The sequence below is a fragment of the Ralstonia sp. 25C genome (assembly GCF_051904805.1).
In the GTDB taxonomy this organism is placed as follows: Bacteria; Pseudomonadota; Gammaproteobacteria; order Burkholderiales; family Burkholderiaceae; genus Ralstonia.
Genome location: NZ_CP196738.1, coordinates 1,531,423 through 1,555,942, shown reverse-complemented (window position 1 = coordinate 1,555,942; position 24,520 = coordinate 1,531,423). Strand labels below are relative to the sequence as shown.

Genomic DNA, 24,520 nt, shown 5'->3' with positions numbered 1-24,520 from the left:
TGGCGTCATCACCCGCTGGGAAAAAATTGGAACACAGACATTCGAAGGCGCCGCGCGGTGACCGTTCAAGGCTCGTCACAATTCGGCACGAGTGCGAATGTACTGATGCACCACCAGCGGGCGTATCGGAACGGTCTGATTTAGCGAGGAATACGTCGGCGAGTGCGCTTTACGACGCGCGATAGTGCTCGCCCATGTAGTCGACGAAAGCCCTTACCTTGGGCGCGACATGACGGGCGTGCGGATAGAGGGCGTAGTAGAGACGCTTGCCCAACGTGCAGCCCGGCAGAACATGGACCAGATGTCCGCGTGCCAGCGCAGGCCGCACAGTGTTCCAAGTAAATGCCGCAATGCCGACGCCCGAGAGCGTGGCCGAATAAGCAGCGGTAATGGCGTCCGTGGCCAGCCGCGCCTGCAGAGGAACCGGTACGACATCGCCCTGCGCAGTTTGCACTTCCCACGCAGTCGCCGTTTGTGAGCCTGAGAACGCAATCAGTTCATGCTTCGCCAAATCTTGCGGCGCGGTCGGCAACCCATGCCGGGCCAGATAAGCCGGCGATGCAACCAGCACGATATTGGATTCGACCAGGGTTCTGGCCACCAAGCTGCTGTCGCCTAGCGGCTGGCTGATCCGCAGCGCGACATCAAAGCCTTCGGCCACCAGATCGACCATCTCGTCACTGCACGACAGATCGAGCTGGATGTCGGGATAGCGCTGCTGGAACGCCGGCAACCAGTCGGCAAGTTCCAGCGTATCGATGGCCAGCGGCACGCTTACGCGCAAGGTGCCGGCAACACGCTGGTGCTCGTTTGCCATGGCCTGCGAGGCGGCTTCGACGCGCGCGAGGATGTCGACGCAGCTTTCGTAATAGCGCTGTCCGGCGGCTGTGAGGGAAAAGCGGCGCGTGGTGCGATTGAGCAGTTGCACACCGAGTTCGGCCTCCAACCGCTTCAACTGCCGCGAGATCGACGAATGCGTACTATCAAGACGCTCCGCCGCAGCGGAGAAACCTTGCGCCTCCACGATGGCGCAGAACACGCGCATTGCAAGCAACTGGTCCATGGGTGCTAACGGAAAAAAGCGGGCACCAGCCCGCTTTAGTGCATCAGAACTTGGAGTTAGCGCAACGGAAGGCGCTCGATCTCCGCCGTCTTCATGACGTAGCCGAAGGTGTCTTCGACTTCTGCCAGGGCTGCGCGGTGGAGGTCATCCTTGTTGATCTTCTCGCCATTTGCGCGGGTGATGTCACGTGTGGCGGAGGCGTCGGATGCTACCACGACGTTGTAGCCCAGCGGCGCAGCATCACGCGCAGCCCCGGCCACGCAAGCGTGCGTCATCAGGCCGGCAATCACGACCGTCTTGATGCCCTTGGCCTTCAGTTGCTTGTCGAGTTCGGGCTTGAAACTGTTCGCGTTAGAGAACACGCTCACGGTGTCCTTCTTCACCAGAATATCGTGCGCCCGCGGCTCCATGCCCGGCTGGAACTTCACGGTGTCGCCATCGACGGCAAACACAGCAGAACCCGCCGGCGTGACGTGCTGCACCTGGAACACAGGCATCTTGTTCTTGTCGGCAAAGGCGATCAGCTTCTTTGCGTTCTCGGCGGCTTTGGCGCCGTCCGGAATCGGCATCTTGCCGGTGGAGTATTCCTTCTGGAAGTCGATCACGACCAGCGCGGTCGTCTTCGGATCGAGATGATCCAGCGTGCCGGCACCGGCCATGGCGCGAATGGTCGGATGCGCGTTGGGTTGCGCTGCCGATGCGTTGGACACCACGGCGGCCGTGAGCGACATGCCGGTGGCGAGCGTTTTGATGAAATGGAAAAGGCGGAAGGTCATGGCTGCTCCTGATGAAAAAGTCAGGAGCGCAGTCTGTCAGCGTGCCCTGCTCAGAACCAGATCTGTTGGGCAACAGGATTTGTGCGCCGGACGTACAAATCGCGTGACTACGCCTGCCGCCTGCCCTCGTGCTGGAAGAGCTTGCCTTCCCACAGACGGACCTCATCCGGATGAACTACCCCCGCCCTTGGGCGCCGCCGCCCGCCCGCGTCACGAAGCATCCGGATAGATCCAGTGATTTTTGACTCCACAGGATCGACTGACGCGGCGCGTACAGTTTTGCTTTATCTGCGGTTGTAATAATTCGCCGACAGATTTTATGGAATATTAAAAAATCGCATTCACCCTTTCCATTTTTCAATGCGATTTGCAGAACCCACCCGCGCATACCGCGATTCCGGCTCGCCTCATGCTTTTCCATGCCAAAAACTACAAATCGCCGGGCCGAAAATTGTCTCGCGCGATTTAAAAAACTTCGTCTCGATTCAGAGAACTTTTCCTCCAGAATCCGTGCATCCCGCGCGCTGGCTGTGATTTACACCGCGCAAGACGCGGGAAATTCCTTGTCCCGATTCAGCGGCCAGCCCCCCTTTTTCTTTCTGAGCTGTGGGCCGCCGATTCGTTTCCATCTCAGGAGAAATGCAATGCGGGATTCGACAACCCACCGTCGTATGGCCACGACACGCACGTCCAGCACGTTCAAACTGGCACTGGTCGCGCAGGCTGCAGCAGCGCTGATTCTGGCGGCCTGCGGCGGCGGCGGAGACGACGCGCTCACGCCGGCCGGCGGCAAACTGGACAACAACGGCTCGCAGCAGCAGGGCAATACCAACAACGGCAATGGCAACGCACAGGCGCCTGCCGTTGATGCATCCGTGCCACCGGTGGAGCTGCCGGACTACATCAAGCCGATCAATTACAAGCTGTGGTTCCGCCCGAGCGCCGACCTCAACAGCTTCTCGGGCCGCGCAGATGTTGAGATCAAGGTCACCAAGCAGACCGGTGCCGTTTCGCTGGCCGTGCGCGACCTGAAGTTCGATGCCTCGCGCCTGACGCTCACGCCCACGTCGGGCGGCCCGTCGCGCGTGCTCGTGCCGATTCCGCAATCGCAAGGCGCCTTCTACGATCTGCGCGACCCGACCGGCGACATCAAGCCCGGCAACTACGTGCTGCACATGGAGTGGACGGGCACGATCAACTTCACCAAAGCCGAGGGCATCTTCAAGCTGGGCCTGCAGGCTGCCACGGGTGAAAGCTCGGATGCCATCGTCACGCAGGGGGAATCCAACTTCGCGCGCGAATGGTTCCCGAGCTGGGACGAACCCGCCTTCCGCAACACCTTCGAGGTGACGGCCGAGATTCCGGGTGACTGGAAGGCCGTGGCCAACGGCAAGCAGACCGGCGCGACCAAGCTGCCGGATGGCTATCAGCAGGTGACGTTTGCCAAGACGCCGTCGATGCCGGCGTACCTGCTGTTCTTCGGCGCCGGCAAGTTCGACATTGCTGAAGACACGTTCACCAACCCGCTCGACGGCAGCAGCATGCGCCTGCGCTGGTGGGTGCCGCCTGGCGAGGCGCATTCGGCCACGGCCGGTATGCAGTTCACGAAGGAAGCGTTGAACCACTACTACAACTACTTCCAGATCCCGCTGCCGTTCGACAAGATGGACACCATCGCCGCCAACGACAGCTACGACAACAAGAACGCCGGCTTTGGCGGCATGGAGAACTGGGGCGCCATCTTCGAATTTGCCGACCAGGTGCTGGTGCCGCCCGATGGTGCGCCCACCTCTGTCCACACGATGGGCAAGGCGCGCTCGTTCGTGGTGGTGTCGCATGAACTGGCGCACCAGTGGTTTGGCGACTTGGTCACGCTCGACTGGTGGGACGACATCTGGCTCAACGAATCCTTCGCCAACTGGTTCGAGAACGTCACCAAAATCACGCTGCACCCCGAGTTCCCGGGCAACACCTGGGATGGCTATGCGGCGGTCAAGCAGCGTGTCTACACGCTCGACCTGCAGCCCACCTCCGTGCCGGTGCAGCACAACCTGAGCGATGCCGGCTCGATGGACTTCCTCGACCGCTTTGCCTACAACAAGGGCGGCCATGTTCTGCAGATGATCGAGAACTACGTCGGCAAGGACGCCATGCGCCGCGGCCTGCAGAACTACCTGAACAAGTACAAGTTCGGTAACGGCACGCCGCCACGCCTGTGGGCAGAACTGGAAGCCGCCAGCGGCAAGCCGGTTGGCAAGGTGGGCGACAGCTTCGTGCGCCAGACCGGCGTGCCGCTCGTCACCATCGACGCGCAGTGCAACCCGGCCACCAACCAGAACGTGCTGACCATCACGCAGAAGGCGTTCCCGAACAAGAACGTCTATTCCGGCTATCAGTGGAATATTCCGCTCACGATCACCTACGGTGACGGCCTGGCGCAAACCCAGACGGTGGTGCTGGACCAGCAGACCGCGCAGGTGACACTGCCGACGTGCTCGGCCGTGCTGGCCAACCCGACGGGCCTGGACTACTACGTGACCAACTACAGCCCGACACTGTGGAGCGCGCTGCTGGCGCAGGCCGGGTCCATCACCAACAAGGCCGCCACGACCAACATTGCGGGCGATGCGACGCAGTTGTACAACGCGCAGATCATCGACAAGGCGCTGTATGACCAGATCGTCGGCATCCAGAACTTCCAGCCGACCGTCGCAACACTGCGCGCCCAGGGCGTCACGCCGACCGGCTCGCTGCGTCCGCAGGCGGTGCAGCTGCAGCAGATGCAGTCGATGGATCGTCCGATCCACAAGTTCCGCTACGAAGGCGTCATGAAGCACCTAACCGACCTGAAACGGTAAGCGCAAAAGCAAACGGGCCGCTTCCCGGGGTGTTGGGAGGCAGCCCGCTGCAACGTTGGCTCCTGATTTGCGGCGGACACTGTCCGCCGTTTTTCATGCGCGCATCACACCATCGTCAACCCGTGCGATGCAGGAAGGTGGCCTGGATCACGTCGGTCATCCAGATCGCACTGTCACCGGTCTGGCCGTGCTCCAGCACCTTGACGGCGCTTTCGAACAGGATGTTGGCCAGTGCATCCGATGCAATGATCTCGATGCGCACGCGCGGCACGAACTCCGTCAGGTCTTCCTTGATGGAATGCGGCCCAGCCTGCGAGGCTGTGGGCGGATAGCCGTTCACCTCGCCCACCGTCATGCCGGGGAAGCCCGGGCAACTGCGCAGTGCTTCATGCACGCGCTCCAGCAATTGCGGGCGCACTACGATGCGGATTTCCTTCATGCCTTCGACTCCTCATCAAACCATTTGTACAGCGTGGGTAGCATCACGAGCGTGAGCAGCGTGCAGGTCAGCAAGCCGCCGATCACCACAATGGCCAGCGGCCGTTGCACCTCCGAACCCGGCCCCGTGGCAAACAGGAACGGGATCAAGCCCAGCATGGCCACGGTGGCCGTCATCATCACGGGGCGGAAGCGCATGCGCGAACCCAGCCGCACGGATTCTTCCACCGACATGCCCTGCTCGCGCAGGCTGCGGATCGTGCTGACCAGCACCACCCCGTTGAGCACCGCGATACCCCATAGCGCGACGAAGCCCACCGATGCCGGCACCGACAGGTATTCCCCGGTGACGAACAACCCGATGATCCCGCCCACCGATGCAAACGGCAGCACCAGGATGATCAACGTGGCGTAGCGCACCGAGTTGAACAGCAGGAACAGCAGGAAGAAGATGGCTGCCACCGTAATCGGCACAATCACCTTCAGGTGGCCCATGGCGCGTTCCATGTTCTGGAACTGGCCGCCCCACTCCAGGTAGTAGCCCTCCGGCAGCTTCACCTTCTGCGCCACGGCCGATTGCAGCTCGGCCACGAAGCCGCCCAAGTCACGATCCCGCACGTTCACGCCCACCACCACGCGGCGCTTGCCGAGTTCACGGCTGATCTGTGCGGGGCCGTCGGTCACCTCGATGCGGGCGATGCTCTCCATCGGTACTTGCGCGCCGTTGGGGGCTGCCACGATCAGGTTGCGGATCGCCTCCACACTGCCCCGATAGCTCTCGGGCAAGCGAACCACCGCGCTGAAGCGGCGCTCGCCTTCGAACACTTCCGTAGCCTCCTTGCCGCCAATGGCGGTTTCGATCACGTTATGCACGTCAGCCGCGTTCAGGCCGTGACGCGCGATGGCCTGGCGGTCGATGGCGATCTGCAGATACTGCTGGCCGGTGATGCGCTCCACGCGCATGTCTTGCGCGCCCTGAATGCCCTGCGCGACCTTGGCAATCGCCTCGGCCTTCTCGCGGAGCGTATTCAGGTCGTCACCAAACACCTTGATGGCCACGTCCGAACGCACTCCGGTCACCATCTCGTCCACGCGATCGGAAATCGGCTGGGCCATGACGATCTGGACGCCGGGCAGCACCTGCAAAGCCTTGCGCATCGCCTCGGCAATGTCGTCCTGGTTCCAGCCCTTGGGCCATTCATCGCGTGGTTTGAGGGAGACGATCGGGGTCGACTCGTTCTGGCCCTGCGGGTCCGCCGGCGATTCACCCCGGCCCACGCCCGACACGGCGGACTTCACGCCCGGCACCTGCATCACCAGGCGCATGGCCTCCATCTCCATACGGATCGACTCTTCCAGCGAGATGTTCGGCGCGCGGTTGATACCGGGTACCACCGAACCCTCCTTCATCTCGGGGATGAACGCCGTGCCGAGGAACGGCATCAGCGCGCCGGTGGCGAGGAACACTGCCACCGCCACGATGACCGTCTTGCGACCGTTATTCAGGCTCAGCTCCAGCAAGCGCAGATACGGCTTCTTCATCTTGCGGATGAGCCACGTGTCGTGCGCGTCGTGCTCGGCGTGTGGGTCGTCGCCGTGGCCGCCTTCCACGTGCCTGTGTGCCTTCGGCTTCAACAGATACGAAGACAGCACTGGCGTGAGCGTGAGCGACAGCACCAGCGAGAAGAACAACGCAATCGCAATCGTGAAGGCCAGCGGCGCAAACATCTTGCCCTCCATGCCTTGCAGCGTCATCAGCGGCAAGAACACGAGAATGATGATGCCCACACCGAAGATCACGGGCGTCGCAACCTCCGTCACGGCATGCAGGATGATGCGTACGCGGCTCTCATTCGGATCACGCGGTTTGGCCAGATGTGCGAAGGCGTTTTCCACCACGACCACGGAGCCATCGACCATCAAGCCGATTGCAATCGCCAGCCCGCCCAACGACATCAGGTTGGCGGAGATGCCGAGCTTGTTCATCGCAATGAACGTCAGCAGCGGCGTGAGGATCAGCGTGCCGACCACGATGAGCGACGAACGGATATCGCCCAGGAACAGCAGCAGCACGATCACCACCAGCACCACGCCTTCGGCCAGCACCTTGATGACGGTCTGCAAGGCGGAATCCACCAGCTCCGAGCGCTCGTAATACGGCACGATCTTCAGGCCGTCGGGCAGCATGCCATCGTTGTTGATGGCCTTGACGCGATCCTGAATGCGCGCGACGACTTCCTTCGCGTTGCCGCCGCGCATCATCATGACCACACCCCCAACGGACTCCGTCACGCCGTTCTTGACCACCGCACCTGCGCGCACCGCGGTGCCGACCTTCACCTCGGCCACATCGCGAATGGTGAGCGGCGTGCCGTTGACCTCTTTGAGCACGATGGCGCCAATGTCATTCGTGTCGCGCACCAGACCCACACCGCGAATCAGGTATTGCTCCGCAAAGTGCGGCAGCACGCCACCGCCCGAGTTGGCGTTGTTGGCGGCCAGTGCCTCGAACACCTGCTTGACCGTCACGTTGTGATGGCGCAGGCGTTCCGGGTTGACCAGCACCTGGTACTGCTTCTCGTAGCCGCCCTGTGAGTTGATCTCCGCCACGCCCGGAATCGATCGCAACAGAGGACGCACTACCCAATCCTGCGCGATGCGGCGCTGGGTGAGCTCTTCAACCGAGAGCTCCTTGTTGCCGTCATCTGGCCTGTCGAGCGTGTATTGGTACACCTCGCCCAGACCCGTGGAGACCGGCCCGAGCACCGGTGTTACGCCCGTCGGCATGCGCGACTGCACTTCGATCAGCCGCTCCATCACCAACTGGCGCGCAAAGTACACATCGGTCTCATCCGTAAAAACGAGCGTGATGAGCGACAGGCCAGGCTTGTTGAGCGAGCGCATCTCGGTAAGCGCAGGCAAACCGGTCATCGCCATTTCCACCGGCACGGTCACGAAACGCTCGACCTCTTCCGGCGAACGGCCAGGCGCCTCGGTGGCGATCTGCACCTGCACGTTCGTCACGTCAGGAAACGCGTCCAGCGACAGCTTGCGTGCAGCGTCCAGCCCAAAGAACAGCAGCACGGCAGCCACCACGGCCACCACCAGCCGCTGCTTGAGCGCGCCGCGAATCAATGCGTCGATCATGCGCCCTCCATCTCGGCGCGTTTGCGCTCATTGTTCAGATGGAAGCCACCTTCTACGACGATGGGCTGGCCGGCCTGCACACCCGAAAGCACCGGGCGCACACCGTTGGACTCATCGCCCAGCTTGACGGCGGTGAGCCGGTAGTTCGACTCGCTCGCACGCACGAACACGTAGTCGCGGTTGTCCTCACGCACCACGGCGGAGGTCGGCACCACGAGCTTCTCTTCGGGTCGCGACTGGATCAGCAGCGTCGCCAGCATCGACGGTTTGAGCATGCGCTCGGCGTTGTCGACTTCGGTACGCACCGTCACCGTGCGCGTTTGCGGGTCAACGATGTCGGACACCCAGATCAGCTTGCCGACAATGCGTTCGCCCGCGCCGGTGTCGATCTCCACAGCCTGCCCCGCGCGCACACCGGCTGCGGCGTTCTCGGGCACCTCGCCCACCACCCACACGCGTGACAGGTCCGCCACGGTGAACAGCTCATCGGCCGGCTGCACCACTTGGCCGCGCGTGACCTTGCGCTCCACCACCGTGCCGCTGATGCTTGCCACTACAGGGGAGATCGACGACATGCCACCCGTGCGCATATTGGAAAGCGTGCCCGGCGACACGCCCATCACGCGCAGTTGATCGACCGCCGCGCGCACTTCCGCATCGGCCATCGCCAGTTCGCTCTGGCGCTTCTGCAACTCGGCCGAACCGATCACATCGGCGGCCAGCAGCAACTTGGCGCGTTCCAACGCACGCGCCTGCAAATCACGCTGCGCAGCGGCTTTCTGATACGCGAGCTGCGCGGCGCCGAGCTCCGTGCTGTGCAGCTGCGCGAGGATGTCGCCCGCTTTCACGCTCTGCCCCGGCGTGGCAATCAGCTCCGTCACACGCCCCGTGACCGTGGCGCCGATACGCGCGACACGTTGTTCATCGAAGGCAATTTGCCCTGGCACGTGCAGACGCTCGGCAATCGGCTGCTTGCCGACCGGTGCCACTTTCAAACGCTGTACCAGCGTGGGTTGCGCGACGACCAGGTTCGGGTCAGCGGCTTGTTGTGCAGCCTTGGCGTCGGCTGGGGCGTCTTTGCCGCAAGCGCCGAGCAGCAGCATCGCCGCCAAGGCAATGCCTGCCAGCCGGATCGAAGAAGAGAAAGAAGACGGTGTGTTCATGATCAGACTGGATTCGTGAGTTCGGGAAGCGGCGCGATGGCACGGGCGTGTCATGGGGCCTCCGGGCGCAGGCGGTCGAGTTCAACAGCGGCGGTGCGCAAATCGGCGCGCGCGGCAATGAGGTCGTTGCGTGCCTGGCGGAAAGCGCGCTGGGCATCGAGGTAATCCAGGATGCCGCGCTCGCCGTGGCGGTAGGCGGCCTCGGCCACACGCAGTGCGGATTCGGCTTGCTTGACCACGCCCGATTCCAGCGCACTCACTTGCGACTCGGCGATCTCGTATTGGCGATAGGCGGATTCAACGGCTTGCCTGGTGCGCAGCTCACGATCGCGCAGCAAGGCGCGGGCGCGTTCGAGCGCAGCCACGGCCTCGCCAATCGGGCCTTCGCGGCGGTCAAACAGCGGAATCGACATCACCAGGCCAACGCGGCTGTCTTGCAGATCGGGCTGGCGATCCACTGAGCCGCGCAGCGCGATCGACGGCCAGCGTTGGCTGCGCTCATGCGCCAGGCGCGCCTCCGCTTCGCGTACGGCGGCACGGTCGGCTTCCAGATCAGGATGCGTCGCCACCACCTGGCTCAGAAGATCCGCCAGCGGTGGCAGATGCGCGACGGCAGGCGTGTCGGCGCCCGCGTCCACATCAAAGGTCAGTGGCAGGTCAGCGCCAACGGCGCGGCGCAGTTCCGCCAGCGCCTGCTGCACGCGCAGCGCGGCGGCCTGCTCGGTGCGTTGGGCGTTGAGCAATTCAGCATCGCCCCGGATCAGTTCGTAGCGCGGTGCTTCTCCAGTTTCGACACGCACCGCCACACGTCGGCGGATCTGCTCGACCAGCGTTACGTCTTCGCGTGCGTTGCGCTGCTCGGCTTCGCGGCGTACGACATCGAAGAAGCGCAGCTTGAGCGCTGCCTCCACATCGCGGGCGCTCGATTGTGCGACGGCCTGTGAGCCTTCGTACGCCGCGTCGGCGGCGCGCGTACGGGCGGCGCGCTGCCACGGCAGATCGAGCTTTTGCGTGATCGACACGCTATTGGTGCGACCTTCTACCGCGCCCGGCATGCGGGCACGCTGTCGGCCGGCCATGGCCTCCACCTCGGGATTCGGCCAAGCGCGTGCGGTGGCGATGCCGGCTTGCGCGGCTTGCACCTGCGCCTGTGAAGCGGCCAGTGTGGGGTGATTGGCGCGGGCCAGCTCCAGCAACTGCGGCAGTGTGTAGCGCGGTTGCGGTAGCACCTCGTCACGCTGGGGCTGGATGGCCGCTGTAGCGATGGAGTGAGGAGGCGCAGGAGGTGCTGCGTGGGCGTGAACCGCCATCACGGCCAGCACGGCGGAAAGAACAAAGCGTCGCGACGCGCGTGCCCCCGCTGCGGGGCACGGGACGGCCGCATCCTGATTGGACAACATCCGAAATCATCCTGAAAAAGAAGAACAGGCAAGCGCGAGCGTCCAGCCGGTTGAAAAGGCCGGCTGGCACTGCACTAACAACTCAAGGGGATGGTTTCCGGCGAATGCCGGAGATCAGGCGCGTGCGGGAGGACGCAGCATCGGGGCCGGCGTGGGGCCAGCCTGGAACGGCGGTAGAGCAACACGGATGCGCGCTACCCGCAGGCCGGGCGTCAAGACCATGGGAGGTGGCGGCAGCCAGAGTTCCGGCGCGTCGCTGGGGTGATCGGGGGCGGCGGCGTTGGTGGCCGGCGCATCTGGGGCGTCTTGCCCTTGGGTGGCCCAATGCTCGGCACTGAAGCACTGGTTGGGTTGCGTCAAGCGCTTGTCGAGCGCGGCGCTGATGGCGCGTTCGAACCCTTGGCTTGGCTTCATTGCCGGGGTTGCATCCGCAAGCCCATCGTCCATCGCGGCGTCGATGGCTTCCAGCGCCTCGTCCGCGGCTTGCCCGTCGGGGAAATGCGTGGCCGAAAATACCGACACCGTGAACAACAGGCACCAGATTGTGAGGACCCATCGCACGCCGCGCATGCGCGAACGCTGCCCACGCGCATTCGCACGCGGCAGCACAGGCGAGGAGGAAAAAAAGTCCGTCACAAACATTGACCCGGATACTAGCAGGAAAATTGCTGCATCTGCACACAACTGCCGTCAGCGGGCCGCAATGTCAAACGCAGAAGACGCGTTTGCTGGCGCGGTTTGCACTGTGCCTTCAGGCGCGAACGATCTTCAGGTACTGCGCAACCACGTCGTCCATGCCTTGTTCGAGGCACTCGACCACGAAGGCGTGTCCGATCGACACCTCTGATACGTTGAACGCTTGCAGCAGGGTGGAGAGGTTCTGCAGGTTGAGGTCGTGACCGGCATTCACGTCGATGCCGCAAGACTGTGCGGCCTGCGCCGTCTCCCGATATGCCGCCAAGAGCGCGCGAACATCGCCCGCCGCATAGGCGGCCGCGTACGGGCCGGTATACAACTCGACCCGCTGCGCGCCCACGGCCGCCGCGTCGCGTGCATCCTGCGGATTTGCGCTGATAAACAACGACACCCGGCACCCAAGCGCGTTCAGCCGCGCCACGATGCCCTGAAGAAACGGCGCATGAGCCTGCACGTCCCAGCCATGATCCGACGTGAGCTGCTGCGGGGCATCTGGCACGAGCGTCACCTGTGCCGGGCGGATGTCCGCCATCGCGTCCATGAAACGCTCCGACGGATAGCCCTCGACGTTCAGTTCCTGACCGAAGCGAGCGCAAATCGCCGCGATCTCGGGCAGGTCCGCAAAGCGCACATGCCGCTCGTCCGGCCGGGGATGGAGCGTAATGCCGTCCACGCCTCGCTTGAGACACTGCTCCGCGAACCGGCCTAGATCCGGATAGTTGCCCCCTCTGGCATTCCGGATCAGCGCGATCTTGTTGAGATTGATCGATAGTTTGGTGCTCACGTTATTCCTTTCTATTTGACGAGGATCTCTTGCGCTGTTGGCGATTCGGCGTCCACGAGAACGCCGGATTTTATGCACTGACATGCCGGATCGGAAAGCGCGAAGCGCACGTCTTCCGCTGTGCCCATCGGATCAATCACGCTGCGGTGCGAACCGGTTGGGCATTCTGCAAACGTGGATGCGGGCTCGCAAGGATACGGCGGAAACTAGCCTACGCGGTGGTCCCAGGGGGCGCACACACCGCAGGGTTGACACCATCCATCATCTGTATCTACACTAGTTACACTTTATTCTGCTCACCATGACCAGCAGCCGTTTCGCCGTCGCCGTGCACATCCTCACCCTGCTCGCCAGCGCGGAGGGGCCGGTGCCGTCGTCACTGATCGCGGGCAGTGTGGGCACCAACCCAGCGTTGATCCGCCGTTTGGTGGCGCAACTGGCCGATGCCGGTTTCGTGACTTCGCAGATGGGTGCGACGGGCGGCGCCACGCTGGCACAGCCGGCGGACCGCATCACCCTGCTGGATGTGTTTCGCGTGGTGGAGTCGCCGGTGCTGATTGCACTGCCGCCCAATGCACCCAACCCGGCATGCGAGGTCGGCCGCGAGATCACCGGCGTGCTGGAAAGCGTGACGCACCGCGCGCAAGCTGCGCTGGAAGCTGAACTGGCTGCCCGTACCATTGCCAGCATCCTTGACGAAGTCGGACACGCGCAACGTCGCCGCCGCCGGGCCTAGCGCTCCGGCCTATTTTTTTGTCCATATATGTAACTGCATTAATTACATATCCATCATCAACCACCGGAACTGTTCCACAAGGAGTTCATCATGAAGATTGCAATCATCGGCGCCACGGGGCGCGTGGGTACCCGCCTGATCGACGAGGCACTGCGTCGCGGCCATCAAGTGACGGCCATTGCGCGCACGGCCTCGAAGCTGCCGGCACGGGCCGGGTTGACCACCAAGGACGTGGATGTGGCCGATCAGGCGGCGCTCAGTGCGGCGCTCGTGGGTCATGACGTCGCTCATAGCACCGTGCGCTTTCTGCAAGCCAATGCCGACCAGATCGTTGGTGCGGTGAAGAAGGCGGGTGTGCCGCGCCTGCTGGTGGTGGGTGGCGCCGGCAGCCTGGAAGTCGCGCCGGGCGTGGCATTGATCGACACGCCGCAGTTCCCCAAGGAATACTTTGATGAAGCCTCCGCTGGCCGCGATTTCCTCAACGCGCTGCGCAAGGAAACCGAGCTGAACTGGACGTTCGTGTCGCCGGCAGCCATCTTCGAGCCGGGCGAGCGCACGGGACACTTCCGCGTCGGCAAGGACGCACTGCTGGTGGATGCCAACGGCAAGCCGTGGATCTCGATGGAAGACTACGCAATCGCCTTCCTCGACGAAACCGAGAAGCCGGCGCACCCGCGCCAGCGCTTCACGGTCGGCTACTGATCCAGGTAAATCAGTGACCCGGCACGTCCGCCATGCCTGGCGGCACGTCGTCGGGCTCAATGGGTTCGGGCACGGCATCGAGTGCCGGCAGGCGGATGACGATGGCACATCCCCTGCCATCTGCATGGGCCAGGCCGTCTTCAATGGCGACCGAACCATTCCCGAGCTCGGCGATACGGCGCACGATCGCCAGCCCCAGGCCACTGCCCTGCGACTGGCTGGTGCGCGGGCGATAGAACCGCTCGAACACGCGCTCGCGCTCGTCGGGCGGGATACCGGGGCCGGAGTCTTCGATGCGCAGTTCGACCATGGGCACACCGGCCTGATCGACGCGCCTCGCGGACACCCGCACCTCTCCACCGTTGGGCGTCTCGCGCACAGCGTTGTCGAGCACGTTTTCGACCAGTGTGGCGGCGTCTTCATGCGACACCGAGACCCATGCCTGATTGGCACCCTCGTATGACAACGTGATGTTGCGTCGTTCTGCGCGCGACGCCTGCTGGATCACGCCGCTGCGCGCACAACCGGCCAGGTCGGACAACGCACCTTGTGCCAGTTGCGCCTCCACGCGACGCGCATCGAGCCGCGCAATGGCCAGCAGCTTGGCCAGCGATTGCGTCGCACGTGAAATGCCGCGATCGAACTCGCGCAGCGCAGTCGAGCGATCTTCTTCACTGTCGGAATGGGACACCACGTAGGCCTGCGCCTGGATGGCCGCCAGCGGCGTACGCAACTCGTGCGCAGCATCGGCAAAGAAACGGCGGTCGGCCTCAATACCGCGCCGCACGCGCGCGAACAAGCCATTCAATGCGTCAACGAGCGGTTTCAATTCGGCGTGCGCCACGCTCTGCACGGGTTCGAGATCGGCAGAATCGCGCGCTTCTACCTGCCGCGTAAGCGTGCGCAGTGGCTTGAGCCCCTGGTGCGCCGCCCAGCCGACCATCACCATCAGCGCGATCGCCAGAATGGCCAGCGCAATGGCCACTTCCTGAAAGAGATCACGAATGGCGCGCTCGTAGGCCGACAGCGGCTGCGCCACCGTGGCAGAGAGCTTGCCGTCCACGCTATCCACCGTGTAGCTGCGCCACGGTTTGCCTTCGAGCATGATCTCGACCACGGCGTCGTGCGCCTTGCCGCACGGCATGGTCGGCGCACCGGGGAACGCGGTCACAACGTTGCCGGCACGATCGCACAGCACGTAGCGGAATTCACCGGGCAGGATATTGGGCAGTGACAAGCCCAGCTTGATGTCGGTGAGGCGGCGCAGGAATTCTTCGCGGCGCGGCACGTCGTCCATGTTGAGCGTGGTGAGGTCCGCATAGGCCTGTGCGGACATGCGCAGATCGCTCACCACCTGGCGGCTGTTGGTGCGCGAGATTTCCAGGTGCGCGATGACGAGCTGCACCAGCAGCATCAACACCAGCGCCAGCAGGATCAGCACATACAGCCGGAATGACAGCGAGCGAACCCGCAGGATGGCCGGAACCGCCAGCTTCATTGGGCAGCCCCGCGGTTGCCGCCGATCATGTAGCCGACACCACGGATGGTCTGGATGGTTTCGTTGCCGAGCTTGCGGCGCAGGTGGTGAATGACGACCTCCAGCGCATTGGCGCTCACGCTGTCGCCTTCACGGTAGAGCGCGTCCATGAGCGTTTCACGCGGCACCCAGCGGTGCGCGCGACGCACGAGTTCGAGCAGCAGTTGGTATTCGCGCGGGGTGAGTTCGATGACTTGGCCCTCTTGCGTCACGCGCTTCTGCGAAGGCTCCACCACCAAGTTGCCGACGTTCCACTGGTTGGTGCTCTGTCCCGCGTGGCGACGCAGTACGGCACGCAAGCGGGCGATCAATTCATCCACGGGGAACGGCTTGACGAGGAAGTCGTCCGCGCCGGCATCCAGGCCCTTCAACCGTTCGGACAAGGCATCGCGCGCGCTGGCAATGATGACGGGCACATCGCGGTGCGCGGCGCGCAGCTCTTCCAGAAAGACATGGCCCTCGCCATCGGGCAGGCCGAGGTCCAGCACGATGGCCTCGAAGGTGTTGGTGGTCATCCATTTCTGCGCGTCGACCAGGCGGCGCACCCAGGTCGCGTTGTAGCCGGCCTGACGCAGCGCGCGGGCCAGTGCGGTGCCCAACGGCAAGTCGTCTTCGATGAGGAGGATGGCGTTCATGCGCGGAAATCTCGGCGGAGAGTGGTGACGGTAAGAGCCGCTAACAAAACTGTCCTGGCTAGGCGTGCCGACGCAGACAGTACTGGCGTACCGAATGTTCGTCACTGCGGGAGGCACAACGACGCCCGGGCGGTTTTGTTAGCGGCTCGAAGACGGCCGTCACAACGGTAAACGGAGAGCCGGCACCTGGGAAACCGGTGCCGGCAAAGGTCGAAATCTACCGCAACGGACTGAGCTTTGCCTTAAATGTGTGGCGTCATGTGACGGCCGATGTGCCCGCAAACCGGCTTGGCACCGCGGCGGCGGCGCTCAAATCAAGCTTTAGCTATCATGATGTCGTTTTAATTGATTTTTCCTCAAACGGCCGCCGCCCCATGTTCCGCCTACCCACCACCGCCACCGCGCCATTCTGCCCATCCGAGGTGCGCGGCACCGTGGCCGTACCGCCTGGCCTGCCGCTGTGGAAGAAGCTGCTGCGCTTTGCGGGGCCAGGGTTGCTGGTGTCCGTCGGTTATATGGACCCAGGCAATTGGGCGACCGATATCGAGGCCGGCTCGCGCTATGGGTACGGGCTGCTGTTCGTGGTGCTGCTGTCCAGCCTGGCGGCCATCGTGCTGCAGTGTCTGTCGGCGCGGCTGGGCATTGTCACCGGCATGGATCTGGCGCGTGCCTCGCGCGAACGATATCAACGCCACCCCGGTACGTTGCGCGTGCAATGGCTGCTGGCGGAGCTGTCGATCATCGCGTGCGACCTGGCCGAGGTGCTGGGCTGCGCGCTGGCCTTCCATCTGCTGCTGGGCGTGCCGATTCTGGCGGGCGTGGCACTGACGGCGCTGGACACGCTGATCGTGCTGGGCCTGAAGGGCAAGAATTTCCGGCAACTGGAGGCCATCGTCCTGGGCCTCATCCTGACCATCGGGCTGTGCTACTTCGTTGAGCTGGTGCTCATCAAACCCCACTGGCCGTCGGTAGCAGCCGGCCTGATGCCGTCGTGGCAAGCCCTGAGCGAGCGCGAGCCGCTGTACCTTGCCATCGGCATCCTCGGCGCCACGGTGATGCCGCATAACCTGTATCTGCATTCATCGATCGTGCAGACGCGCATGACGGCCAACACCGAAGCCGCCAAAGGCGAGGCCATCGGCTTATCGCGGCTCGACACCATCGTGTCGCTCGGCCTGGCGCTATTGGTGAACGGCGCCATCCTGATTCTGGCCGCCGCTGCGTTCCATGCCCACGGCCATCAAAACGTGGCCGACATTCAAGACGCCTACCATCTGCTGGAGCCGATTGTCGGTACGGCGCTGGCCGGGTTGCTGTTCGGCATCGCCCTGCTGGCGGCGGGGCAAAGCTCCACCTTTACCGGCACCATCGCCGGGCAGATCCTCATGGAAGGGTTTCTGGACTTGCGCATCCCCTGCTGGCAGCGACGGCTGATCACGCGGGCGCTGGCGTTGATTCCGGCGTTCATCGGCGTGGCGATGCTGGGGGACCATGCCATCGGCAAGCTCCTCGTCATCAGCCAGGTGGTGCTGGGCCTGCAACTGCCGTTTGCGATGTTTCCGCTGATCCGCATGACCGGCGACCGCACGCTGATGGGCGCGTTTGTTAACGGTCGATTAACGTCAACACTGGCGTGGGCGCTGTTCGTCATCATCAGCGCGGCCAACGTGTGGCTGATGTGGCAGGTGCTGGCCGGCTGAGTGCTTGTGCGGCGTCGGAAAATCCGTGTGCGAATTCACACGGAACGCGCACACAACCGGCACGGCCCCATTAGAATGCGCGCTTTGCTGCGCAATCCGGCCCCACCGCGCCCGCACCATCCACCGCGCCCGAGGCCGGCTCATTCTGCCTTGAGCGCGAACCCGCCACCCCTTCTCGACGCATCCGCCCTGCCCGACGCGCGCACGCCATCGCGCGACTATCAGGCACGCCATTTCGTCCCGATGATCCTGGCGCTCGCCAAGTGCGGCGTGCTGGCGTATGCCTTCGCGGTGTTGCTTGGCTGGTCGACGGGCATGCTGCAAACGCTCGCCCCGCTGATGGTGACGCTCGGCGTGCTGATGGCCATCGTGCTGACGGCAGAGCGGCACCAGCACACGGGGCTGTGGCCGCCGCTGGCGCTCGCGCATCTGCTGACGGAAGAAATCGCCATCGTGCTCTTCGGGCATCAGGCGGGGCTTGAATGGGTGCTGCCGGCCTTCTATCTGATGCCGCTGGCCACCAGCCCCGCATGGCTGACGCGGCGCGATTTCGTGATCGCTATGGTGCTGTGTGCCGCCGGGCCGCTGGTAGCGATGTTCACGACGAGCACATCGCCAGCCGAGCTGCATAAGGCATGGCTCGGCCTGGTGCTGTATCTGCCGATCTGCATCGGCGCAGCAGCCGTGATTCACACCTACCTGCTGCGCGCGATGGCTCGCCACTTTGCGGCCGAACGCACGCTGGCCGACCGCGCCAACACCGACCACCTGACCGGCATGCTGGCGCGCCAGCGTTTTTTCGAGCTGGGGAGCTTTGCGGTAGAACGCGCCCAGCACCATGCCGAGCCGCTATGCGCACTGTATCTGGATGTCGATCACTTCAAATCCATCAACGATGCCTGGGGACATGCCGCCGGTGACGAGGCGCTGATTGCGCTGTCCGACGCGCTGGCGCAGGTGTTGCGCCCGCATGACCTGTTCGGCCGCCTGGGCGGTGACGAGTTTGCCGTGCTGCTGCCCAACTGCGGGTTGACCGATGCGCTGGCCGTGGTCGAGCGGCTCAAGGCGGCGGTGGCCGCCACACAAACCCCTGTGGGCCCGCTGACGATCAGCGTAGGCGCTGCGCCGCTGCGGCCGGGGCAAGACCTGGCTCATGTGCTGGCTGATGCCGACGTTGGCCTGATCGAAGCCAAACGGCAAGGGCGCAACCGCGTGTGCGTGCCGCCTGATCTGCAAGGGCTTGCCACCGCCACGACGTAACGCGGGCACATTTAGGCAGGCACATTTTGTGCGGCGCCACATCCCGTGACCAATCACGGAGATGCTGATGGAGTGGCTCAACGCCCACACCTTTCTGCGCGTGCCAGCCCGCGACTGGGCCGCCGCCACATTGACTGTCATCGTCGCGTATGTGGCGTTGTCGAGCGTGCTGCATTTGATCTGCAATCGGTTTGATGCCCGCGCCCAGCGCACCGGCTATCGCTTCGACATTCTTGTCACCGCCGTCCTGCGCGATACGCATCCACTGTTCATCGCGCTGGCTGCGTTGCTTGCGGGTTCGTATTTCATCGACCTACCCACGCGTATTGCCAACAAGCTCGACCACATCTGGTTCGTCATCATCGGTTTCCAGATTGCGCTGTGGCTCAACCGCGGCGTGAAGCTATGGGCGCGCGATCGGCTTTCCACACAAACCCATGCCACGCGCAACCCCGTCATCACATCGATGACCGCGTGGGTGCTGCGCTTCGCGTTGTGGTCGATGCTGCTGCTGGCCATCCTGGCCAATGTGGGCGTCAACATCACAGCCTTTGTCGCCAGCCTGGGTGTGGGCGGTGTGGCGGTGGCACTGGCGGTGCAGAGCATCTTGAGCGACCTGTTTGCCTCGCTGGCGATCGGGCTGGACAAGCCATTCGAGATTGGGGACTTCATCGTCTTTGAATCCATTGCCGGCACGGTGCAGCACGTGGGCCTGAAGACCACACGCATCCGCAGCCTGTCAGGCGAAGAGATCGTCGCCTCCAATACGGCGCTGCTCAAGAGCACGATTCACAATTACAAACGGATGTCAGAACGACGCATCGTCTTTACCTTCGGAGTGACCTACGATGCGCGCGCGGCGCAATTGCAGAAGATTCCCGACATCGTGCGCAAGGCGGTGGAGGCGGCCGGCAACACGCGCTTCGATCGTGCGCACTTCAAGGAGTTTGGCGAGAATGCGCTGAACTTCGAGGTGGTGTACTTCGTGACCGACCCCGACTTCAACCTGTACATGGACATCCAGCAGCAGATCAATCTGACGATCCTGGAGGGGCTGGAAAACCTGGGCACCTCGTTCGCGCTGCCTACTCGCACCATCCAGCTCGTGCGTCGCGATGGTGAACCCGTTGAACCCGACGACGTGGCCGGAAAAACGCCATCGGCTAGCACACAACGCGTCAGCGCCCGGGCTAGCGGCTAGGCGCTGCAGGCATGGCAAGGAATGCCGCATCGAGGGTGCGCCACAGCGGCCTGGAACGCGGCACCATGTCCTGCCGGAAGTACCACCAGAAGTAGCCGCCCACAAAGCGCGGATGCGCAACCGCCAAGCCGTAGTAGCGCGTGAGCAGTGCCGCCTTGCGCGGCGCTTGGCGTGTGCCGACTTCTCCGAAGCCGAGCATGGCGTGCGGGAACAGACCACCCAAGCGGTTGAATACGGCGTTCCAGTCCGGCGGTGCAATCTTGCAGTCGTCTTCATAGAAGCTGATGAACACGTAGTCGAGCCCATCGCGTAGGCGCTGCGGCAGTTTGCGTTCGGTCCAGTCGAACATCGCGCGTGCGGGTTGCTCGGCACAGCCCTCGTTGTAGTAGAGCGTGAGTGCGGTGCGGCCGCCGCGCTGGCGGGCGGCATCGTAGGCGGCCAGGGTCTTGTCGACCACGTCGCGTGTGGGGCCGGTCCATTCGCCGTTGATCTCGTTGCCGATCTCCCACACGTTGACGTTGCTGCCGAGCGTGTCGATATAGGCGATAGCGCGCTCGCGCAGTTGCGTTGCGGTGGTTTGCTTGAGCGTGGAGGAATCAGCCAGTTCGCCCATCACGTAAGCGACGTGGCGGATGGCCGCGACCGGCGCGGCATAGTGCGCCGCGCTCATGCCTTCATCAAACACGATGCGTACGGTAGGCGTGCGCGACAGATGCGCCAAGGCATCGACCACGGCAGGCACGTTGTCCACCGCGTCGATCGTCACCCCATACAACGGCACAGGGCCGGCAGGCATGGCACCTACCGGCCCTGCGGCCTGGGTGGATGCACTCAATGCCAGCATGGCCGCTGCCAGCAACGAGCGCATCCCGCGCATGACTACTGCGCCGTACTGGCGTCCGCCCAGGTATAGCCCAGGGACGTGATGCCGGTGATGATGGTTTGGAAATCCGCATACCCTGGCGTACCGATTTCCGGCTCCAGCCAGAACGGGTGGAAGAAGAACGAGGCAAAGCCATCGCGCACGACCAGCGCATAGTTCGCGTTGGTCAGGATGTCCTGCGCGGTGTACGTCAGGCACGACGACGGATCGATATTGCAGATGTTGTATTCCACGTTACCGAGGTTTTCCGGAATGATGCGCTGGTTGTAGTAGTCCTTCTGAATGATGTAGGGGAAGAACTGACCCACCGAGAAGTCATGCCCCGCAGTGGCGGCATTCAGCGTTTGCGGGTTGTCGGACGTGTAATACACCACGCGCTGATACGTGTTCTTGAAGTACTGCGGCACCGCCTTCATAGCCAGCGGCGAAGACTGGTAGTGCGGCGCTTCCCACGCAAACGGGAAGTAGCCGTTGAGCTGAAGCTCCAGCAACCCCGAAGACAATCGCCCGGCCGCCCATTGGGTCGAGTCTTCGTTCACCGGCCGGTTCTGCGTGGCCAGCCAGAACTCGAAGTCGTTCGCGCTGACTGCATTGATCAGGTTCGGGATGTTGCTGTACTGGTGGGTATAGCCGTGCATCAGGATCTTGCCGCCGCGCGCCAGCGCATGGTTCAGCGCCGACTTCAGCCCCGTTGCGTTGACCAGATGGATGGTCTGCGACACACCGCCGTTGTAGACCCCGTTCGGATCCTTGTACAGCGGGATCGTGGCGAGCGAGAACGGAATCTTCTTGCTGTACAGGTAGTCCGTCAGCGTGTTGATGGACGTAACGGTGTTGGTGGCGTTGATGTCTTCCAGACGCACCAGTGCACGATGCAGCGTTGCCGCATTGGTGCCCAGGATGTCGTGCAGCAGATCACACATTGCGAGGTAACGATCGCGCGGTCCGATGTACGAGAACGGCATGTCGGCGAAGTACCAGAAATTGCCGGAGCGGATGACGTACGGCGCGGTCTCCTTGGTGACGGAGTTGGTGATGGTCACCAGGCTGGTGGCCTTGGTGGCATCGGCCACGGACGTCACGCCAATGTCCGGATCGGCGCTGATGGCACCGGTGGAGGCATTGAAGGCGTAGTACTTCGTCATGGTCTGGTTCTTGTACGTCACCGTATCGAAGAACCCGGGGTTGGGCGCGCTGGCAGATGGCGCCGCATTCATGCCGCGCAGGCCGACAAAGTTGATGCCGTAGCGCGAGGTGAACGGATACGCCGTGTTCCAGGCCAGCTCCCACAGGTTGTACTTGAACCAGACCACCGTCTTCTGCGTGGTGCTCACGTCTGACATGAACGCCGCTGGAATGGGGTTGGCGTAGTAGCTGCCCATGTAGAACGTGGCGACGTACTGCTCCGTCATGCCCGCCGTGTAGCTCTGCACGGGCAGCATCGTGATCGTCGTGTTGAAGTGCGCGAGCAGGTTGTACAGCATGATCGCGTACGCCTTGCCGAGGTTGGTGTACTGATCGTTCGCGGGCGCGTCGTACAGCACGAGGATGGGCGCCGGCGTGGTTTGGGCCGATGCCGTGCCGCCCACCGTCACGCAGATGGGGCCAAGCCCGATGGTGCAGGTGGCCGCTTGCGCAGGTCCGCCCACCGAGACGCCGAGCATCCCGCCAACCAATACCAGCGCGCACAAAAACTTCCGAAAGAGGGTCTTCATGATGGTGCTCCGACTCATGGGCGATACACCGAGCCATCCGCTTGACGGTAGAGCCCGAGGTTGAAAGTGGGGCCACGATCGTGGCCGCGTTCCGTACCAGAGACTTCCGTCTCCGGCATGCCAGGTCGGATTTCTGTCATAACGGCTGGCCGTGGCGGGGGGACCACTTGTCCGTTTTCATCCATGACGCCGTAGCCGTAGGCACGCGGGCCACCAGTCACGGGTTTGGGCGTGGCGGCTGCCACCATGGTCGGCTGTACGGGTTGCGCAACCATGACCGTGCCCGGTGAAGCGGTGGGCGCGGCTTTTTGCTTGCCTGCTGCATCACTGCCCGGAGATACCGCCGGGTTGGAGGCGCCGCCAAGCCGGGCCGGCGCCTCCGTATTGCCGGCCCAGGGGGGGGCCATCATCAGCCAGCCGGCAACCAGTGCGGAGGCGAGCAACGCGCCGCCCCCGATGTGTTTCGCTTTCATCAAGACCTCCTAGCCACTCGAGCGGTGATGTGCCGATGGCCCTTGCGCAATGGCACGAGCCGCTTCCAGATGGATGATCTCGGCCTCCAAGGCCGTCTTGCGAATGAGTTGCGGGCCGCGTGCCGCCTGCGGCTGCGTGGTGAACGCCGCCTTCAGCGCGTTGACAATGCGCCGGCAAGCCTGCCCATCGCCATAGGGGTTGTGGGCCTGCGCCATGCGCGCGTATTCCGCGGCGTTGCCCAGCAGCGTTTCAGCCTCATCGACGATGCGTTGCGTATCCGTGCCCACCAAGCGCGCGGTGCCAGAAGCCACCGCCTCTGGCCGTTCGGTGGTGTCACGCGTGACGAGTACGGGCTTGCCCAGCGCGGGTGCCTCTTCCTGAATGCCTCCCGAATCAGTGACGATCAGGTAGGCACGGTCCATCAGGTACACGAACGGCAGATAGTCCTGCGGCGCGATCAGATGCACGTTTTCATGGCCGGAAAGAATGGCGTTGACCGGCTGCTGCACGTTCGGATTCAGGTGCACCGGATACACGATCTGCACATCCGGGTGCCGCGCCGCCAGCACGCGCAGCGCCACGCAGAAACGCTCGAACGGCTCGCCAAAGTTCTCGCGGCGATGCCCGGTGACAAGAATCATCCGCCGGCGCGTATCGAGAAACGGATAACGCGCCGCAATCTCCGCCGACAGCGCAGCATCCTCATCCAGCCGTTGCTTGACGGCCAGCAGCGCATCGATGACGGTGTTGCCGGTGAGCGTGACCTGCCCTGGGTCGATGCCCTCGTCCAGCAGGTTCTGGCGCGATTCCGCCGTGGGCGCGAAGTGCCAGGTGGTGACCGCATCCGTTACACGGCGGTTGAGCTCTTCCGGCCATGGCGACCAGATGTTTCCTGTGCGCAACCCCGCCTCGACATGCCCGACCGGAATGCGCCGATAGAACGCCGCCAGGCTTGCCGCCAACGTGGTCGTCGTATCGCCGTGCACGAGCACCGCATCGGGCTGATAGGCGTCCAGCACGCCGTCGATGCCGCCGAGCACGTTTGACGTGATGTCCGACAGCGTCTGCCCAGGCCGCATCAGGTTCAGATCAAAGTCCGGCACGATGCCGAACAGCTCCAGCACCTGGTCGAGCATCTGCCTGTGCTGCGCGCTCACGCACACGGCCGAGGCAAAGCCTGCCTCGGCTTGCAATGCCTTCACCAGCGGCGCCATCTTGATGGCCTCCGGGCGCGTGCCGAACACGGTCAAAATTTTTCCTGTCATGGTTTCCCCCCCGTTCATCTGCCTCAACGTAAAACAAAGCGCGGCGACGAGCGCGCCGCTTCCCACGCCGGTGCAGCCTTCACCCCA

General features: G+C 63.5%; 20 protein-coding genes. 6 read left to right on the top strand and 14 right to left on the bottom strand.

All coding sequences use genetic code 11. The features are described 5' to 3' along the window. Positions 1–169: 169 nt before the first annotated feature. Positions 170–1,063: a LysR family transcriptional regulator gene (locus tag ACS7SF_RS25500; RefSeq protein ID WP_439893246.1), complete on the bottom strand. Its 894-nt coding sequence runs from the start codon at positions 1,061–1,063 to the stop codon at positions 170–172. 56 nt (positions 1,064–1,119) lie between these two features. Beyond that, positions 1,120–1,839 (bottom strand): cysteine hydrolase family protein, encoded by a 720-nt coding sequence (locus ACS7SF_RS25495; RefSeq protein WP_439893245.1) that lies wholly within the window; start codon positions 1,837–1,839, stop codon positions 1,120–1,122. A 644-nt stretch (positions 1,840–2,483) separates the two neighbouring features. Here ACS7SF_RS25495 and ACS7SF_RS25490 point away from each other — a divergent pair. After that, on the top strand, positions 2,484–4,697 hold the full coding sequence (locus tag ACS7SF_RS25490; RefSeq protein WP_439893244.1) for a M1 family metallopeptidase: 2,214 nt from the start codon (positions 2,484–2,486) through the stop codon (positions 4,695–4,697). 115 nt (positions 4,698–4,812) lie between these two features. Here the strand turns inward: ACS7SF_RS25490 and ACS7SF_RS25485 are convergent, their stop codons facing one another. From ACS7SF_RS25485 to ACS7SF_RS25460, 6 genes are all read right to left on the bottom strand, one after another. Then, a complete protein-coding gene (locus ACS7SF_RS25485; protein ID WP_439893243.1) occupies positions 4,813–5,136 on the bottom strand; it encodes a P-II family nitrogen regulator in 324 nt (107 codons plus the stop codon). Further along, positions 5,133–8,282 (bottom strand): efflux RND transporter permease subunit, encoded by a 3,150-nt coding sequence (locus ACS7SF_RS25480; RefSeq protein ID WP_439893242.1) that lies wholly within the window; start codon positions 8,280–8,282, stop codon positions 5,133–5,135. The genes ACS7SF_RS25485 and ACS7SF_RS25480 overlap by 4 nt, the downstream gene beginning before the upstream one ends. Next, positions 8,279–9,499 carry an efflux RND transporter periplasmic adaptor subunit gene (locus tag ACS7SF_RS25475; protein ID WP_439893241.1) on the bottom strand — a complete coding sequence of 407 codons (1,221 nt, stop codon included), beginning with the start codon at positions 9,497–9,499 and terminating at the stop codon, positions 8,279–8,281. Before ACS7SF_RS25475 ends, ACS7SF_RS25480 begins: the two co-directional genes overlap by 4 nt. Continuing rightward, the gene (locus ACS7SF_RS25470) at positions 9,496–10,845 is read right to left on the bottom strand and encodes a TolC family protein (RefSeq protein WP_439893240.1); all 1,350 of its coding nucleotides are present in this window, start codon (positions 10,843–10,845) and stop codon (positions 9,496–9,498) included. Before ACS7SF_RS25470 ends, ACS7SF_RS25475 begins: the two co-directional genes overlap by 4 nt. Positions 10,846–10,959: 114 nt before the next feature. Further along, positions 10,960–11,487 carry a hypothetical protein gene (locus ACS7SF_RS25465; protein ID WP_439893239.1) on the bottom strand — a complete coding sequence of 176 codons (528 nt, stop codon included), beginning with the start codon at positions 11,485–11,487 and terminating at the stop codon, positions 10,960–10,962. Between the two features lie 109 nt (positions 11,488–11,596). After that, positions 11,597–12,325 (bottom strand): pyridoxine 5'-phosphate synthase, encoded by a 729-nt coding sequence (locus tag ACS7SF_RS25460; RefSeq protein WP_439893238.1) that lies wholly within the window; start codon positions 12,323–12,325, stop codon positions 11,597–11,599. Between the two features lie 301 nt (positions 12,326–12,626). Here ACS7SF_RS25460 and ACS7SF_RS25455 point away from each other — a divergent pair, with 301 nt between their 5' ends. Continuing rightward, the gene (locus ACS7SF_RS25455) at positions 12,627–13,061 is read left to right on the top strand and encodes an Rrf2 family transcriptional regulator (protein ID WP_439893237.1); all 435 of its coding nucleotides are present in this window, start codon (positions 12,627–12,629) and stop codon (positions 13,059–13,061) included. A 90-nt stretch (positions 13,062–13,151) separates the two neighbouring features. Further along, a complete protein-coding gene (locus ACS7SF_RS25450; protein ID WP_439893236.1) occupies positions 13,152–13,763 on the top strand; it encodes an NAD(P)-dependent oxidoreductase in 612 nt (203 codons plus the stop codon). 10 nt (positions 13,764–13,773) lie between these two features. Here ACS7SF_RS25450 and ACS7SF_RS25445 read toward each other — a convergent pair whose 3' ends face one another. Further along, positions 13,774–15,261, bottom strand: a complete 1,488-nt coding sequence (locus ACS7SF_RS25445) for an ATP-binding protein (RefSeq protein WP_439893235.1) — start codon at positions 15,259–15,261, stop codon at positions 13,774–13,776. Next, positions 15,258–15,935 (bottom strand): response regulator, encoded by a 678-nt coding sequence (locus ACS7SF_RS25440; RefSeq protein ID WP_426398931.1) that lies wholly within the window; start codon positions 15,933–15,935, stop codon positions 15,258–15,260. Before ACS7SF_RS25440 ends, ACS7SF_RS25445 begins: the two co-directional genes overlap by 4 nt. 374 nt (positions 15,936–16,309) lie before the next feature. On the opposite strand from ACS7SF_RS25440, the gene ACS7SF_RS25435 reads away from it, so the two are divergent. The 3 genes from ACS7SF_RS25435 (at position 16,310) to ACS7SF_RS25425 (ending at position 20,096) form a co-directional block, all read left to right on the top strand. Then, a complete protein-coding gene (locus ACS7SF_RS25435) occupies positions 16,310–17,635 on the top strand; it encodes an Nramp family divalent metal transporter (RefSeq protein ID WP_439893234.1) in 1,326 nt (441 codons plus the stop codon). Between the two features lie 150 nt (positions 17,636–17,785). Further along, positions 17,786–18,895: a diguanylate cyclase gene (locus tag ACS7SF_RS25430; protein WP_439893233.1), complete on the top strand. Its 1,110-nt coding sequence runs from the start codon at positions 17,786–17,788 to the stop codon at positions 18,893–18,895. Positions 18,896–18,962: 67 nt separating this feature from the next. Next, positions 18,963–20,096, top strand: a complete 1,134-nt coding sequence (locus ACS7SF_RS25425) for a mechanosensitive ion channel family protein (protein WP_439893232.1) — start codon at positions 18,963–18,965, stop codon at positions 20,094–20,096. Here the strand turns inward: ACS7SF_RS25425 and ACS7SF_RS25420 are convergent. From ACS7SF_RS25420 to wecB, 4 genes are read right to left on the bottom strand one after another with little or no spacing between them, the layout of a single operon-like run. Then, positions 20,086–20,973: a hypothetical protein gene (locus tag ACS7SF_RS25420; RefSeq protein ID WP_439893231.1), complete on the bottom strand. Its 888-nt coding sequence runs from the start codon at positions 20,971–20,973 to the stop codon at positions 20,086–20,088. The two genes, ACS7SF_RS25425 and ACS7SF_RS25420, sit on opposite strands and share 11 nt — an antisense overlap. Before the next feature lie 2 nt (positions 20,974–20,975). Further along, positions 20,976–22,694, bottom strand: a complete 1,719-nt coding sequence (locus tag ACS7SF_RS25415; protein WP_439893230.1) for a DUF2334 domain-containing protein — start codon at positions 22,692–22,694, stop codon at positions 20,976–20,978. A gap of 14 nt (positions 22,695–22,708) precedes the next feature. After that, positions 22,709–23,167 carry a hypothetical protein gene (locus ACS7SF_RS25410; protein ID WP_439893229.1) on the bottom strand — a complete coding sequence of 153 codons (459 nt, stop codon included), beginning with the start codon at positions 23,165–23,167 and terminating at the stop codon, positions 22,709–22,711. A 9-nt stretch (positions 23,168–23,176) separates the two neighbouring features. Then, positions 23,177–24,433, bottom strand: a complete 1,257-nt coding sequence (wecB, locus tag ACS7SF_RS25405; RefSeq protein ID WP_439893228.1) for a non-hydrolyzing UDP-N-acetylglucosamine 2-epimerase — start codon at positions 24,431–24,433, stop codon at positions 23,177–23,179. Between the last annotated feature and the right edge of the window lie 87 nt (positions 24,434–24,520).